Genomic DNA, 14,658 nt, shown 5'->3' on the forward strand with positions numbered 1-14,658 from the left:
GCGTCCTCGCCTAAATAGATTTCATGACTGCCTCCCTCGATCGCCTCGTTCTGGCCCTCGCCCAGGTCAATTCCACCGTCGGCGCGGTGGAAGACAATCTTTTTCGCGCGCGAACAGCCCGGAAGAAGGCGGCCGAATTGGGCGCCGATCTCGTCATGTTCTCCGAACTGTTTCTCGCCGGCTATCCGCCTGAGGACCTTGTGCTCAAGCCGGCGTTCCAGGACGCCTGCCGCGCGGCGCTGGACGATCTCGCCCGCGACACCGCCGATGGCGGCCCGGCCGTCCTGATGGGCCTGCCCTGGATGCAGGACGGATTTTGTCACAACGCTTATGCCCTGCTCGACGGCGGGCGCATCGCCGCCGTGCGGTTCAAGGTCGACCTTCCCAATTATGGCGTGTTCGACGAAAAGCGTGTGTTCCGTTCGGGGCCGGCGCCGGGGCCGGTGGCGTTTCGCGGCGTGCGGCTGGGCCTGCCGATCTGCGAGGATATCTGGCAGGCCGATGTGGTGGAAACGCTTGCCGAAACCGGCGCCGAAATCCTGCTGTCGCCTAACGGCTCGCCTTATTGGCGCGGCAAGGACGACGAGCGCCTCGCCATCGCCACTGCGCGCGTGGTCGAGAGCGGCTTGCCCCTGGTCTATCTCAACCAGATCGGCGGCCAGGACGAACTGGTTTTTGATGGCGCGAGCTTTGTCGTCAACGCCGATTGCGCCGTCGCGGGACGTTTGCCGGCTTTTGAGGAGATTGTGGCGCGCGTCGTGTTCGAGCGTGATGGCGCCGGCTGGCGCTGCGTCGAGGCGCCCAGCGCGCCGCAGCTTGGCGATGATGAGGCCGATTACGCCGCCTGCGTTCTGGGGCTACGCGATTACGTTGGCAAAAACGGCTTTCCCGGCGTGGTCCTGGGCATGTCCGGCGGCGTCGATTCCGCGCTTTGCGCCACCATGGCGGCGGACGCGCTTGGCGCCGACAAAGTCCACGCCATCATGCTGCCATACCGCTTCACCTCGGGCGAGTCGTTAAAGGATGCGGAGGATTGCGCGCGGGCGCTGGGAGTGCGTTACGACGTCACGCCGATCGTTTCCGCCGTCGAAGGCGTCGAACAGGCGCTTGCCAAACTGTTCGAGGGAACGCAGCGCGGCGTTACCGAAGAAAACATTCAGGCGCGGGCGCGCGGGCTGATTCTGATGTCGGTGTCGAACAAATTCGGGCCGATGCTGGTCACGACGGGCAACAAATCCGAAATGTCGGTTGGCTACGCCACGCTCTATGGCGACATGAACGGCGGCTTCAACCCGATCAAGGATCTTTACAAGACCGAGGTGTTCCGGCTGTGCCGGCTGCGCAATGGCTGGAAGCCGGAGGGCGCGCTGGGGCCGGATGGCGTGGTGATCCCTGAAAACATCATCACCAAACCGCCGACCGCCGAGCTGCGCGAGAACCAGAAGGATCAGGATTCGCTGCCGCCTTATGACGCGCTGGACGACATGCTCGAATGTCTTGTCGAGCATGACATGCGCGTTTCGGAAATTGTCGCGCGCGGACATGAGCTTGAGACGGTCAAAAAAATCGAGCGGCTGCTTTATCTCGCCGAATACAAGCGCCGCCAATCGGCGCCCGGCGTAAAAGTCACAAAAAAGAATTTCGGCCGCGACCGGCGCTATCCCATCATCAACCGGTTTCGCGATCCCGGGTTTTCCGCGCGGACTTCCGATGCTGGGCTCGCGCCGGCGTTTTCCGCCGGCGCGAGGTTTGAGGAGTAGTTACGCCGCGCGGTCGGCCGGTTCGTCGGAGGCTTCGCGCACCGTCATGGAATTGCCGAGCCAGACAAAATCGTCGCCGAGCCAGCCGTCGATCCAGATCACCGCGAACACCCAGTCACGCGCGATGAGCGCGAGCGGCGACAGTGCGTTCGTCGGCCAGCGCAAGGCCAGATTGGCGAGCGTTTCGGGGATGGCAAAAGCCAGGGCGACCACGCCGGCGGCCGTCCAGGGTTCAAAACCGAAATCGCGGGCGGCATAGGCGCCGGCGAGCATGGGAATGACCGAACCCACCAGAATTTCCGGCGCGTACATTTCGGGGAACGAGGCGCGGCGCAGGCGCGCCCAGCGGGTTTGACGCTGGTAGATGGCCTTGAGCGTCCGGCGGCCCAACGGCTGGCCGAAGGGGCGGTCGACCAGCGCCACCTTCATGCCGGCGGCGCGCACCAGTTTGGTCGCGGCGGCGTCCTCAGCGATTTCCGACGCCAGCGCGGCGATGCCGCCGGCGTTTTCGACGATTTCGCGGCGCCACATCATGCTCTTGCCCTGGGCGAAGCCGATGCCGAAGGCGGCCGCTGCGAACTGCCAGCGCGCCTGGAAGGAGTTCAGGAACGCGCATTCCAACTCGGCCACCGGGCCTTTCGGCATGATGCCCAGCGGCGGCGAGCAGACCAGGCCGACGTCCGGGGCGAAGCGGACCAGCATCTGCTGGAGATAGTCTTTGGGCGCGAGCACGTTGGAATCCGCCAGCACGATGAAGGCGTGCTTCGCCGCCTGCCAGCCCTTAAAACAATTGTTCAGCTTGGGGTTGGGGCTGATCGGATCGTCGCCGATCAGCAGACGGCCGCGTCCCTCCGACTGCTCGGCGATCAGCTTTTGCACCAGGGGGATGATCGGATCGTTCTTCTTCTGGACGCAGAAAATGACTTCGTAATCCGGATAGTCCAGTTCGAAGGTCGAGCGCAGGGTCAGTTCGGAATGGGGTTCGAGGCCGCAGACCGGGCGCACGATCGACACGGGCGGCGTGGGGTCGGCGAGACCGGTTTGCGCGAGGCGAAGGCTGAGAGACTCATTGCGCCGCCGGCAGCGCCAGACCACGACTCCGAGGGAAAAAACATTGAAGAGGATAAGGGCGATGCACACGCCCGCCGCGATCATGCCGGTCATTCGCGCCGATCTTTCTGTCAAAACTTCGTTTTCAGGCCCAAAGCCTGTTGCGCTTATGCGGAACTTTTTTCACGGCTTGATGACAGGTCCGCGCGAGATGACGCGGCGGCGTAAAAGCGCTAAACCGGGCGCATGACCGATCCCTTGACATCGGGCGATTTCGTCGCCCCCGTGGTCCGCTTCGCGCCATCGCCGACGGGCCGCATCCACATTGGCAACGCCCGAACCGCGCTGCTCAACTATTTCTTCGCCCGGAAACACGGCGGGACCTTTATCCTGCGCTTCGACGACACCGACGCTGAGCGCTCCACCGAGGAATATGCGCTCGGCATTGAGGTGGACCTCGCCTGGCTCGGCGTCGAGCCCGACCGCAAATTCCGGCAATCCGAGCGCTTTGCGCTCTATGACGCGGCGGCGGAGCAGCTGAAGCGGGACGGGCGGCTTTATCCTTGCTACGAAACACAAGAGGAACTGGAGCGCCGCCGCCGCTTGCAGATCGCGCGCGGGGCGCCGCCGGTTTACGACCGGGCGGCGCTCAAAATGTCGGAGGCGGAGCGGGCGGCGCTCGAGGCCGAAGGACGGCGTCCGCATTGGCGGTTCAAGCTCGAGCCGGAAACGGTGTATTGGCGCGACCTCGTGCGCGGCGAGTGCCACATCGACTGCGCCTCTTTGTCCGACCCCGTCCTGATCCGCGAAGACGGCTCCTATCTCTACACCCTGCCGTCGGTGGTGGACGACCATGATTCGGGCGTCACCCATATCATTCGCGGCGAGGACCATGTCACCAATACGGCCGTGCAGATCCAGCTGTTCGAAGCCTTGGGCGGGCGTGCGCCGCACTTCGCCCACCATAATCTGCTGATCGGCGCGGACGGGCAGGGGCTATCGAAGCGCACCGGGGCTTTGTCCATCGCCGGTCTGCGCGAGGTTGGGATCGAGACGCTCGCCGTCGCCGCAATGGCGGCGCTCACCGGCTCTTCCATCGCGGTGCAGCCGGTGCACAGCCTCCCGGAGCTCGCCGGCCTGTTCGATCTCTCCGCGATTTCGCATTCCAGCGCCCGCTTCGACGGCGAGGAGTTGAAGGCGCTGTCGCAGCGCGTGCTGCATGGGCTGGGCTACGAAGCCGTCCGCGACCGGTTGGAGGCGCTGGATATTGTCGGCCACAAGGCGGAGCCGCTCTGGCTTTGCGCGCGCGGCAATCTGGAAATTTTCGCTGATATTGCGGATTGGTGGGCGGTGGTCGAGGGCGACATCGCCCCGCATGGACTGGACGCCGAATTCGCCCGGGCCGCGGCGGAAAACCTTCCGCCGGAGCCCTGGGATGAAGCGACCTGGGGGGCTTGGACGAGCGCGCTGAAGCAGGCGACCGGTCGGAAAGGCCGCGACCTCTTCCACCCGTTGCGCCTTGCTCTTACGGGGCGTGAAGCCGGGCCTGAGTTGGCCAAGCTGTTGCCGCTGATCGGGCGACCCAGAGCGCTGGCGCGGTTGTCCGCCTAAGCTTTATTCGCCGCCGCCCCTCGTCCGGCTGGTGTCGCCGGGAACGGTGGTTTCCGCCGGCGCTGGCGGGTCGGCGCGGGTGGCGCCGTTGGCGCGTTGGTTGGCTTGCGACGGCGTTTCGCCGTAGCTGTTGGTTCCGTTGGTGTCGCGCGCGCCGCTGGCGCCCGGCCCGCCGACCGGACCGCCGCCTCCGGTCTGGGCTGAGGCGGCCTGCGCGGCCGCGAGCACGGCTGCGAGAGCGAGCGCTGTCATTTTCATCGCTTGCATGCGTTGATCCTTGGTTGCTGCAAGCGCGCCCAACCGCCCGAGGAGGGATCCGTTCCTCGCAGACGCTTGTTTTCTTTGCGATTGTGCGTGAGGCTGTAGAGAGCGCGGGCAGGCGGCCGATGCCGGATCAGAAGGGATTCGGCGGATCGAACGGCGACAGAGCTGGCGGCGCGGGCTTGGGCTTTTTCTTCGGCTTGGGCGGGGCCTGAGCCGCGACCGCCGGCGGGGCGGGCTGGACGCGCGAGCGTTCGTCGGCCTGTTTCGGCGTCAGCGGACCTTCGCCGGGCCGCTCCCCTTCAATCTCGGTGAGGATTTGCTCGGCGCGGCCCAAAACCTCGGCCCAGCTCTGTTTGGCCGGGCGGCAGGAGCAGGCGGGTTCGAGTTTCTTGGTGTATTTGAGCGCGTTGGGAAGGTTTTCGTAACGGTCGCCCGAATCGGCTGAGACCGCATTGGAAATTTCAGCGGAGGGCGAGCGGGAGTACAGGGCGGTCTCGGCGTTCGGGCACGAGGCCTGGCAGAGCTCGCGCAGCTCGTTGGTCCGCGCGCCGCTCATCGCGGGCGTCAGCGGGAAATAATAGCCGTCGCACTTGCGCACGCAGACCGCTTCGGCTCCGCCATAGGCGCCGCCCCGGTCGGCCTGGCGCGGGGCCTCTTCCTCACGCGGCATGTCGCCGCATTGCTCGGAATATCGCGCGATCAGCGCCTGTCTGCGACCACCGTCGCCGGCGCGGGCGCGCAGCGATTCATATTGGGCGCGCAAAGCGGCGAGCCGCCGTTGAAGGCCGCCGCATTCCGGCGGCGGCGGCGATCCGAAGAACAGGAAGGGCTTGTTGTTGCAGCCGATGGCGTCGGCGCGCGACGCCAGGCGGTCGTATTCCCCTCGCGCTTGCGCCGCCGCCTGCGCCGCGCCGGCGTCGCCGGCCGGCGCGGCGTCAATGGCGGCGCGAAGCGTTTCGCAGACGGAGTCCGAGTTCGTCGGGTCCCACAGTCTCGTCTGGGCGCTCGCGGTCGCGCCGCTTAGGGCCAGGGCGACGGCGAGCCGCCCCAGGGCCATCAACACATGTGCGATCGGACGCCCCATTCAGCCCTGTTACTCCGCCGCATGGGCGGACGCCGAGGCCAGACGGTCGCGCTTCAGCTTTTCCGCGACCAGGAACGCGACTTCGATCGCCTGTTCGGCGTTCAGACGAGGATCGCAATAGGTCATGTAGCGCGAGCGCAGGTCGGCCTCCGACAGCGCGCGGGCGCCGCCCGTGCACTCCGTGACATTGTTGCCGGTCATTTCCAGATGGATGCCGCCGGCATAGGACCCCTCTGCGCGGTGCACGTCGAAGAAGCTGCGGATTTCCTGCATGACCTTGTCGAACGGACGGGTCTTGTAGCCGCTGGCGGTCACCGTATTGCCGTGCATCGGATCGCAAGACCACACGACGGCGCGGCCTTCGCGCTGTACGGCGCGGATCAGCGCCGGCAGGTGGTCGCCGACCTTTTCCGCGCCGAAGCGCGAGATCAGTGTGAGGCGGCCGGGCTCATTGGCGGGGTTCAGGACGTCGATCAGCTGCAGCAACCCGTCCGGCGTGGTGGACGGGCCGCATTTCAGGCCGATCGGGTTCTTGATGCCGCGCATATATTCGACGTGGGCGTGATCAGGCTGGCGGGTGCGGTCGCCGATCCACAGGAAATGGCCGGAGCAGGCGTAATGTTCCCCGCTGGTGGAATCCACGCGGGTCAGCGCCTGTTCGTAGCCGAGCAGCAGCGCTTCATGCGACGTGTAGACGTCGGTCTGCCGCATTTCCGGGTGATGCTCGGGGTCCAACCCGATCGCCCGCATGAAACCCAGCGTTTCCGTGATGTGGTCGGCGAGCTTGGCGTAGCGCTCGGATTGCGGGCTGTCGTTGACGAAGCCGAGCATCCAGCGATGGGCGTTTTCGAGATTGGCGTAGCCGCCGGTGGCGAAGGCGCGCAACAGGTTCAAGGTCGCAGCCGACTGGCGGTAGGACATGAGCTGGCGCCGGGGATCAGGCTCGCGCGCCTGGGGCGTGAACTCGATGTCGTTGACGATGTCGCCGCGATAGGAGGGCAGCGCCACGTCGTCGATGGTTTCGGTCGGCGCCGAACGCGGCTTGGCGAATTGTCCGGCGATGCGGCCGACCTTGACCACGGGCATGGACGCCCCATAGGTCATGACCACGGCCATTTGCAGGAAGACGCGGAAGAAGTCGCGGATGTTGTCGGCGGAATGTTCCGCGAAGCTCTCGGCGCAATCGCCGCCTTGCAACAAGAAGGCTTCGCCCGCGCAGACTTTCGCCAGCTGGCTTTTCAGCTTGCGCGCCTCGCCGGCGAACACCAGCGGCGGGAAGCCGGCGATCTGCTTTTCCACATCGGCGAGGGCCGCCTCGTCCTTGTAGGCCGGGACCTGGACGATCGGCTTGGACCTCCAGCTGTCAGGCGACCAGCGTTCCATTCTCAACTCTCCGCGCGAAACTTTCGCGTAAAACCTTGGGATGGGGCCCTATACACCACCGCACGCCCAAGGCCAATGTTCAGCTGTACAGATGCGTGTTTTCGTAAAAGATCATGTTCAAACCAAGACCTTGTCGGAGGCGTCGATGGAGGACAAAGGGGCCGGGTGGGAGGCGACGCTCGAGCGCGCGCCGGTCAGGCGCGTCACGATTTTTCGGCGCGTTCTGCTGTGGCTGGCGTTTGTCGCGCTGAGCGTTCTGGCGGCCCTTCTTGCAATCAAGGCCGAGCGGATGTGGTTCGATCAGGCCAAGGTCCTGAAATTCTGCGTGTCTCGCGGCGGGGTCGACCAGCGCTTCGCCGAACGCTTACAGCAACTCGTCGTCAACCGCACGAGCCGCATCCGCATAGCCGTCACGCCGGTTCAGGACCCGGTGGCCGCCTTCGATCACCATGAATGCGATCTGCTGGCGGCGCGTTCGGATGCGAAATTGCCGGCCACCGCCCGCGCCCTCGCCATTCTGGAAAAGGAAATCGTCGTCGTCATCGCCCATCGCGGCAAGGCGGCGGACAATGCGGCGGCGCTGCGCAACCGCAAACTGATCCTCGCCACCCCCGGCGCGGCCAATGAGGCGTTGCTGCGCGGAATCCTCGCCGCCTATGGGTTGCCGCAGGCCGACCGCCGCCTGGTGATCCCGCCCGACCCGGCGGGCGTTCAGGCGGCGTTTCGCACCGGCCCCGCAAATCTGGTCATCGCCGTCGTGGCACAGTCGAAATTGCTGCAAGGCAATTTGCTTGGCGGCCTGACGCAGGACAACAAGGTGAGCTTCGCCGATGTTCCCGATGCGGCGGCGCTGGCCAAGAAACTCAAGGGCTTGACCGAGGAAACGGTGGAGAAGGGGCTGTTTTCCGCCGCCCCGCTGCTGCCGGCCGACGATCTCTCGACCTTGTCCTTGGAGGTCCGCCTGGTGACCCGCGGCAATCTGCGCGACGCCCTGGGCGCCGAATTGACCCGTCTCGTGCTCGAGAACAAGGGCGATCTCGCGATCAACGGCGAATTCGCCGACGCCATCGCGCCGCCGGACACCGACAAATCCGCGCCGATGCTCGCCCATCGCGGCGCCGCGCAATATGTCGACGACGACGAAAAGACCTTCATCGACCTCTACGGCGACTATCTCTATCTCGGCGCGCCCGTCGCGGGCGCGGTGGGTTCGTTCACGATCTGGCTTTTCGGGCGCTGGACGCGCGGCTCCGCGCCTTCGGCCGGCGATTTCACCCAGGAGGTGCTCGAGATCGCCGTGCGGGTCCGCCGCGCTCCGCGCGTCGAAGACCTCGACGCCGCCGATGAAAGCCTCGACCGGATTCTCCATGAACTCCTGGAGGCCTTGCGGGCGAAAACCCTCAGCGCCGAAGGTCTCGATGTGTTCCGGCTCGCCTTCGAGCAGACGCGCGAATGGATCCGCGAGCGCCGCCATTTCCTCGCGCGGCGCGAGCCGGAGAAGGCGAGCGCCGAAAATTTGTTGTGAACGGCGCGCCGCAGGCGGTTTGTCCGCGGCTTCGCCAATGCTATCAACGCCGCCCCGACCTGAACGAGGACGTTGATGGGGCGCAGCATTGACATGGGCGCCGCGGCGCTTGGCGCGCCCGCGCTGATCGACCTGGAGGAATTGCTCGCCACGCGCCTGTTGGTGCAGGGCAATTCCGGCTCGGGCAAATCGCATCTGCTGCGCCGCCTGCTGGAGCAGAGCGCTGGGCTGGTGCAGCAGATCGTCATCGACCCCGAAGGCGACTTTGTCTCGCTGGCCGAGCGCTACGGCCATCTGGCGCTGGACGCCGCCGAATGCGAGCGCGACCTGCCGGCCATCGCCGCCCGCGTGCGCGAACATCGCGTTTCCGTCGTGCTCAACCTCGAAGAGTTGGAAGTGGACGCCCAGTTGCGCGCCGCCGCGCAGTTTCTGGGCGCCCTGTTCGACGCCGACCGGGCGCTGTGGTTTCCGGCGCTGGTGGTGGTGGACGAGGCGCAGCTTTTCGCCCCCGCCGCCGCTTCGGACGGTTCTGACGAGGCGCGGCGGCTGAGCCTGGCCGCCATGACCAATTTGATGTGCCGCGGACGCAAGCGCGGCCTCGCCGGAGTGATTGCGACACAAAGACTCGCCAAGCTCGCCAAGAACGTGGCCGCGGAGGCCTCCAATTTTTTGATGGGCCGCACGTTTCTCGACATCGACATGGCCCGCGCCGCCGATCTCTTGGGCATGGAGCGCCGGCAGGCCGAAATGTTTCGCGATCTCGAGCGCGGCGCCTTTGTCGGGCTTGGTCCCGCCATTTCGCGACGGCCGCTGCGGGTGAAGATCGGCGCGGTCGAAACGGCGGATCGCGGCGCTGCGCCCAAACTGGCGCCCTTGCCGGAAGCGATGGAGGCCGAGGCTCTCCAAAACCTGATTTTCGCGCCTGGCGAAGCGCCGCCGCCGCCGCGTGTGCGCGTCGCGCCCAAGCCCGAGCTTTTGCAGGAGATTTTCGAGCGGATCGAAGCGCCGGCGCCCGATATCGTCGCCGCGCCCCCGCCTGAGCTGACCGAAGAAGAGCGCGAGGCGGCGATCGAAGACATCATCAGCCAGATTGTCGGCGAGGCCAAGGCGTCGCAGCAGGCGGCGGAAACCCTGCACCGCGATTTCCAGCTGCGCTGCCGCATCCGGCGCCTGGGACCGAACACGCCGGATCTCGCCGATTTCCGCCGCCGCCTGACCATTTTTCGCGCGAAACAAGCTTTTCCCGAGGCGGCGGACGAGGAGAGCTGGGGCAGGGCGGTCGATCTTGCCGCCCGCTTGCCGGGCGATCTGCAAAGCGTGTTCCTCTATCTCAGCCGCGCGGCGGCGGCGGGCCAGCCTTGTCCGGACGACGCGGAAATCGCCGGTTTCTTCGGCAGCGCCTCGCCGAGCCGGGCGCGGCGCATGCTGGGTGAGCTGGAGCGCAACGAGTGGATCGTCGCGCGCGTCGATTTCGAGCAGCGCCGCATCATCGCCTTCCCGGAACTCGGTCTGGAGACTGCGGCTTAGCCGTCACGGAACCATGCCGTTCGCTGGCGCGTTGTCGCGCTTCAACGAGAGCGGTCCGGAGCCTTGCTCCTGACATCCCGCGTGCGCGTGGGCCGCTCATCTTCGTGGAGACGACGCGATGCGAACCAAAACTGTGACTGCGCTGGCTGGAGCCTTGCTGGCGATATCGGGCGCGAGCGCGCTGGCGCGCCCCGCCGTCGCCACCAGCAACGCCAATGTGCGCAGCGGGCCCGGGGTCGAGAGCCCGGCGATCGGCGTCATCATGGCTGGAACGCAGCTCGATGTCGGTCGGTGCGCGGGGTCCTGGTGCCGCGTGGCCGGCGCCGGCGGAACCGGTTATGTCTCCCGTTCGCTGCTCGCATTTGGCGGCGGGGGCGGATCGGTCGGAGTCGCCGTGCTGCCGCAAAGCGGCCCGACCTACTATTCCGGCTATGCCTATAACGATTATTATGGCCCCGATTACGCCTACAGCGATTACGGCTGGGGTCCGGGGATCGGGCTGGGCTTTTACCGCGGCTCCTATGCCGGGCGCGGCTGGCGCGGCGGACACGGCGGCTGGCATGGGGGACACGGCCATTTCGCAGGCGGGCGCCAGTTTGGCGGCGGCGGCATAGCGACCGGTCCTGCGATGGGGCCCGGCCGGTTCGGCGGCGCCGGCGGCTTCGCCCGCGGCGGCGGGATCCAGACGACGCCAACCGCCGGCGCGCCCGGCGGGTTCAACGGCGGCGGCGGTTTCCACGGCGGCGCCGGCTTCCATGGCGCGGGCGGAATGGGCGCAGGTGGAATGGGCGGCGGTCATGGCGGCGGCGCCATGGGTGGCGCGGGCGGCGTCGGCGGTGGAGGAATGGGTGGCGGCGGCATGGGCGGCGGGGCCGCAGCGGCTGGCGCCGGCCATGGCGGGGGCCGCTAAGTCCTCTTCTCCGACGAAAACGACATCGAGCGGCGCCCAGCGCCGCTCTTTTCATGCGAACCGATAGGCGTCGAGGCTCAACGGGCCGACCATCGCCTGGTGGATGCGTTCGCCCCGCCCGCCGCCCGCCCCCGCCGCGAAGGGCAGGGGAAGATAGTGCTCGGGCGTGGGATGGTTGCGTCGGGCGTCCGGGGCGTTCTCCCAATCGGCCAGGGCTTCCGCATCCCCTGCGCTTGCTGTCTCGAAAATCCAGTCATTGAAGCTTTTGGCCCAGTCGGGCGTCGTCTGGCTGGTGAAGAAGGCGCGCAAATTGTGCGTCGCCGAGCCCGAGCCGATGATCAGGACATTTTCCGCGCGCAATGGCGCGACGGCGCGCCCGAGCGCCAGATGGCGCGCGCCGGAGAGATGGGGCTGCACCGAAAGCGTCGCCACGGGAATGTCGGCCTCGGGAAAGATCGCCTTGAGCGGCGCCCAGGTCCCGTGGTCAAAACCCCGGCCGCGCGAAAGGACGGGGTCCAGGCCGGCCTCGCGCGCCAGGCTGGCCGCGCGCTCCGCAAGGCCCGGAGCGCCGGGCGCGGCATAGGTCATGGCGTAAAGTTCCGGTTCAAAGCCGCCAAAATCGTGGATTGTGCCGGGGGACGCGCCGGTCTCGAACGTCGGTCTGTCCGTCTCGAAATGCGCGCTCATGACCAGGATCGCGTCGGGTCGGGCGAGGGTGCGCCCGAGACTCTCCCAAAAATCCCGGGTGGCGCTGGGATAGAGGATCAGGTTCGGCGCGCCGTGCGAGATGAAAAGGCTGGGCTGAAGTGTCATGTGGCGCAGGGGGCTTTCAATTGCGGCGATCGCGTCTCATATAAGCTGTGCTTTTTGGAGCGCCAGAAATGAAACCAGTTCTTGCAAAATTGCTGATCGCCGCTGTGGCGTTGACGAGCCTGCCCGCCGCCTCGCGCGCCGACGCCGGCGGTCCCGACCTGATCTTCCGCAAATCCACGGTGTTCAAGCTGCTGACGCCGAACGACAAGCTTGCGACCTATGGCATCGACGATCCGATCGTCGGCGGCGTCGCCTGCTACTACACCGTGCCGGAAAAGGGCGGCGTCGCCGGCATGTTCGGCGTGGCGGAGGAGCGCTCGGAGGTGTCGTTGGCCTGCCGGCAGTACGGCCCGATCACTTTCAAGGAGAAGTCGAAGCAGGGCGACGTGGTGTTCCGCGAAGGGCGCTCGCTGCTGTTCAAGAGGATGCAGATCGTGCGCGGCTGCGATCCCAAGCGCAACGTGCTGGTCTACATGGCCTATACCGACAAGCTGATCGAGGGCTCGCCGCAGAACTCGACCTCGACTGTGCCGATCCAGCCTTGGGGCAGCGAACCCGCGCCCAAATGTTCGGAGTGGATTTCCGACTAGCTCAAGCGGTCTTCCCGCTTTTCCGGATGAGAGGCGCGCGAGTCCAGGCTCGCGCGCTTTTTCTTTGCCTTTTCCGAATCTTGTGATTCGTCGATGAGTCAACCGAAAGGGGTTGACGATTTGTTAACGATTGCGTTTCCTCAGAGAAAACCTAGAGAAATCAGGGAGGAAGCATGACGCAGCGTCAATGCGGGGCGCGCGCGGATGCTCGCGCGCCACAAAGCTGGAATCTCTTCGCCATCGTCTTGATGGCGGCCATTCTTTCGGGGCCAGCGGGCGGGATGGCGCAGAACGCCGTGGTGATCCAGGGCGCGGCGCCCCTGGCGCCCGCAAAACCTCTGCCGGGCCGCGCGCCGCCGGCCGGCGCCGATGTCTGCGCCGAGCGTCCGGGGGAATGTCGGATCGCGCGGGAAAGGCTCTCTGAGGGGCTCAAGGCCGCCGCCCAGGGCGACCGGCCGGCGTCGCCGCCCGCTTCCCCGCCCGCGCCCCCGGCGCCGGCGACGGCGCCGCGCACGGACGCCCCCGCTTACGGTGGCCTGCGCGAGGCGGCCGCCGCCGCCGACTTGCGCTTCGGCGCGATCGTGCCGCTCGGCGGGGCCAACAAGGAGTTTGGCGCCGAACTCAAGCTCGGCGCCGAAACCGCATTCGCCGCCGCCAACGAGGCGGGCGGCGTCAATGGCCGTTCGCTGCGCCTCATCGCCGCCGATGACGGCTACGATCCCGCGCGGACGCCCGACGCCGCGAAATCGCTGGTCGAGAAGGACAAGGTGTTTGGCTTTCTCTGCAATTTCGGCTCGGCGACCTCCGAAGCCATCCTGCCCTATGTGATGGAGCGCAAGCTGATCTTCTTCGGCGCCTATTCCGGCGCGGGCCTGCTGCGCCGCGAGCCGCCGGATCGCTATGTCTTCAACTATCGCGCCAGCTATGCCGAGGAGACCGAGGCGGCGGCGCGCTATCTCGTCAAGGTGCGCCGCATCGACCCCTCCGAGATCGCCGTCTTCGCCCAGGATGACGCCTTTGGCGAGGCTGGCTTCGCCGGGGCGGAAAAAGCCATGCGCGCCATGAACGCCCGCGGTCCCCTGCTGCATCTGCGCTATGTGCGCAACACCATCGATGTCGGCGGCGCCGTGGACGAATTGCGCAACCGGCAGAACCAGAAGAAGGGAAAACCGGCGCGCATCCGCGCGGTGATCATGGTGGCGACCTATCGCGCCGCCGCCAAATTCGTGGAAAAGGCGCGGGAACTGCAGCCGGACCTGATCCTGACCAATGTGTCCGCCGTGGGGGCCAACACCTTTGCCGATGAGTTGAAATTGCTGGGGCCGCGCTATGCCAAGGGCGTGGTCGTCACCCAGGTCGTCCCCGATCCGAACGGCTATTCGTCGCTCGCGCTGGAATTCAAGGCGGCGCTGGCGAAATATTCGCCGCTGGACCACGCGGATTACGTGTCCTTCGAGGCCTATATCAACGCGAAGATCCTGATCGAGGGGCTCAAAAAGGCGGGGCCGTCACCCGATAGCGACAAGGTGGTGGCGGGTCTGGAGTCGATCCACGGACTCGATCTCGGCCTGGGCGCCTTGATCAATTACAGCGCCAGCGAACATCAGGCTGTGCACAAGGTCTGGGGAACGCAACTGGACGAAACCGGGCGTTATCGTCCCATCGATCTGGAGTAATTACTCGCCGCAGAGGATGAAGACGTCGTCTTCGCTGATCGCCTTGGCCGGCGTTTCACGGACGGTGGCCTTTTCGATCGCGCCGGTCACATCGTCGGCGCGCCCGAAAGCCTTGGCTGCGCCGTTGCCGTGCGCCTCGCACCAGGCGTCGGCGACGATTTTGGCGCATTCATCGCCGGTCTTGATGCATTCTGTGACGCCATAGCCGTCCGCGGCGCTGACGATGAAGCTTTTGGGCGCGGGGGCGGCGGCGCGGGCGCCGGAATGGATCGCGCACAGCACGAACAGACCGCCCAGCAAGGGGATCAGAACGCGCGGAAGAACGTCATGTTCGAATTCGCGGAATTTCATCGCCTCGGCTCACGAAATGCGGCGACCGCCGCTTGATCTGCGCGAATGTGAGCCTGGGCCGTGAAAGAAGCGTTAATTTTTCCTTTTGGCTTGCGCAAGTCGCGCAACAAATCG

At 66.3% G+C, this 14,658-nt stretch carries 13 protein-coding genes; 7 read left to right on the top strand and 6 right to left on the bottom strand.

Features of this window, described 5'->3' with window-relative positions; translation table 11 throughout:
• The first annotated feature begins 23 nt into the window (after positions 1 to 23).
• The gene (locus tag M2320_RS05835) at positions 24 to 1,760 is read left to right on the top strand and encodes an NAD+ synthase (RefSeq protein ID WP_264596470.1); all 1,737 of its coding nucleotides are present in this window, start codon (positions 24 to 26) and stop codon (positions 1,758 to 1,760) included.
• Here M2320_RS05835 and M2320_RS05840 read toward each other — a convergent pair whose 3' ends face one another.
• Positions 1,761 to 2,924 (bottom strand): ceramide glucosyltransferase, encoded by a 1,164-nt coding sequence (locus tag M2320_RS05840; protein WP_264596471.1) that lies wholly within the window; start codon positions 2,922 to 2,924, stop codon positions 1,761 to 1,763.
• Positions 2,925 to 3,056: 132 nt separating this feature from the next.
• On the opposite strand from M2320_RS05840, the gene gltX reads away from it, so the two are divergent.
• Positions 3,057 to 4,421, top strand: a complete 1,365-nt coding sequence (gene gltX / locus M2320_RS05845; protein WP_184428492.1) for a glutamate--tRNA ligase — start codon at positions 3,057 to 3,059, stop codon at positions 4,419 to 4,421.
• 3 nt (positions 4,422 to 4,424) lie between these two features.
• Here the strand turns inward: gltX and M2320_RS05850 are convergent, their stop codons facing one another.
• The 3 genes from M2320_RS05850 to M2320_RS05860 form a co-directional block, all read right to left on the bottom strand.
• Positions 4,425 to 4,673 (bottom strand): hypothetical protein, encoded by a 249-nt coding sequence (locus M2320_RS05850; protein WP_264596472.1) that lies wholly within the window; start codon positions 4,671 to 4,673, stop codon positions 4,425 to 4,427.
• A 142-nt stretch (positions 4,674 to 4,815) separates the two neighbouring features.
• Positions 4,816 to 5,769 (bottom strand): DUF2865 domain-containing protein, encoded by a 954-nt coding sequence (locus tag M2320_RS05855; RefSeq protein ID WP_264596473.1) that lies wholly within the window; start codon positions 5,767 to 5,769, stop codon positions 4,816 to 4,818.
• A 9-nt stretch (positions 5,770 to 5,778) separates the two neighbouring features.
• A complete protein-coding gene (locus tag M2320_RS05860) occupies positions 5,779 to 7,152 on the bottom strand; it encodes a class II 3-deoxy-7-phosphoheptulonate synthase (RefSeq protein WP_264596474.1) in 1,374 nt (457 codons plus the stop codon).
• Positions 7,153 to 7,297: 145 nt separating this feature from the next.
• Here M2320_RS05860 and M2320_RS05865 point away from each other — a divergent pair, with 145 nt between their 5' ends.
• The 3 genes from M2320_RS05865 (at position 7,298) to M2320_RS05875 (ending at position 11,114) form a co-directional block, all read left to right on the top strand.
• The gene (locus M2320_RS05865) at positions 7,298 to 8,677 is read left to right on the top strand and encodes a hypothetical protein (protein ID WP_264596475.1); all 1,380 of its coding nucleotides are present in this window, start codon (positions 7,298 to 7,300) and stop codon (positions 8,675 to 8,677) included.
• Between the two features lie 75 nt (positions 8,678 to 8,752).
• Entirely contained in the window at positions 8,753 to 10,204 is a 1,452-nt protein-coding gene (locus M2320_RS05870; protein WP_264596476.1) for an ATP-binding protein, read from the top strand.
• 118 nt (positions 10,205 to 10,322) lie between these two features.
• Positions 10,323 to 11,114 carry an SH3 domain-containing protein gene (locus M2320_RS05875; RefSeq protein ID WP_264596477.1) on the top strand — a complete coding sequence of 264 codons (792 nt, stop codon included), beginning with the start codon at positions 10,323 to 10,325 and terminating at the stop codon, positions 11,112 to 11,114.
• A gap of 51 nt (positions 11,115 to 11,165) precedes the next feature.
• Here the strand turns inward: M2320_RS05875 and M2320_RS05880 are convergent, their stop codons facing one another.
• Positions 11,166 to 11,927, bottom strand: a complete 762-nt coding sequence (locus M2320_RS05880; RefSeq protein ID WP_264596478.1) for a DODA-type extradiol aromatic ring-opening family dioxygenase — start codon at positions 11,925 to 11,927, stop codon at positions 11,166 to 11,168.
• Between the two features lie 68 nt (positions 11,928 to 11,995).
• Between M2320_RS05880 and M2320_RS05885 the strand changes: the two genes are divergently transcribed.
• Positions 11,996 to 12,517: a CreA family protein gene (locus tag M2320_RS05885; RefSeq protein WP_184428500.1), complete on the top strand. Its 522-nt coding sequence runs from the start codon at positions 11,996 to 11,998 to the stop codon at positions 12,515 to 12,517.
• Positions 12,518 to 12,690: 173 nt separating this feature from the next.
• On the top strand, positions 12,691 to 14,193 hold the full coding sequence (locus M2320_RS05890; RefSeq protein WP_264596479.1) for an ABC transporter substrate-binding protein: 1,503 nt from the start codon (positions 12,691 to 12,693) through the stop codon (positions 14,191 to 14,193).
• Here the strand turns inward: M2320_RS05890 and M2320_RS05895 are convergent, their stop codons facing one another.
• On the bottom strand, positions 14,194 to 14,544 hold the full coding sequence (locus M2320_RS05895) for a hypothetical protein (protein ID WP_184428502.1): 351 nt from the start codon (positions 14,542 to 14,544) through the stop codon (positions 14,194 to 14,196).
• Positions 14,545 to 14,658 lie beyond the last annotated feature (114 nt).

The sequence above is a fragment of the Rhodoblastus acidophilus genome, from assembly GCF_025961575.1.
Taxonomy (GTDB): domain Bacteria; phylum Pseudomonadota; class Alphaproteobacteria; order Rhizobiales; family Beijerinckiaceae; genus Rhodoblastus; species Rhodoblastus acidophilus_C.

Coding starts and splice junctions, on each gene's coding strand:
- M2320_RS05890 (WP_264596479.1), top strand. CDS start 12,691: ATGACGCAGCGTCAATGCGGGGCGCGCGCGGATGCTCGCGCGCCACAA.
- M2320_RS05875 (WP_264596477.1), top strand. CDS start 10,323: ATGCGAACCAAAACTGTGACTGCGCTGGCTGGAGCCTTGCTGGCGATA.
- M2320_RS05850 (WP_264596472.1), bottom strand. CDS start 4,673: ATGACAGCGCTCGCTCTCGCAGCCGTGCTCGCGGCCGCGCAGGCCGCC.
- M2320_RS05835 (WP_264596470.1), top strand. CDS start 24: ATGACTGCCTCCCTCGATCGCCTCGTTCTGGCCCTCGCCCAGGTCAAT.
- M2320_RS05860 (WP_264596474.1), bottom strand. CDS start 7,152: ATGGAACGCTGGTCGCCTGACAGCTGGAGGTCCAAGCCGATCGTCCAG.
- M2320_RS05855 (WP_264596473.1), bottom strand. CDS start 5,769: ATGGGGCGTCCGATCGCACATGTGTTGATGGCCCTGGGGCGGCTCGCC.
- M2320_RS05870 (WP_264596476.1), top strand. CDS start 8,753: ATGGGGCGCAGCATTGACATGGGCGCCGCGGCGCTTGGCGCGCCCGCG.
- M2320_RS05895 (WP_184428502.1), bottom strand. CDS start 14,544: ATGAAATTCCGCGAATTCGAACATGACGTTCTTCCGCGCGTTCTGATC.
- M2320_RS05840 (WP_264596471.1), bottom strand. CDS start 2,924: ATGACCGGCATGATCGCGGCGGGCGTGTGCATCGCCCTTATCCTCTTC.
- M2320_RS05885 (WP_184428500.1), top strand. CDS start 11,996: ATGAAACCAGTTCTTGCAAAATTGCTGATCGCCGCTGTGGCGTTGACG.
- M2320_RS05880 (WP_264596478.1), bottom strand. CDS start 11,927: ATGACACTTCAGCCCAGCCTTTTCATCTCGCACGGCGCGCCGAACCTG.
- gltX (WP_184428492.1), top strand. CDS start 3,057: ATGACCGATCCCTTGACATCGGGCGATTTCGTCGCCCCCGTGGTCCGC.
- M2320_RS05865 (WP_264596475.1), top strand. CDS start 7,298: ATGGAGGACAAAGGGGCCGGGTGGGAGGCGACGCTCGAGCGCGCGCCG.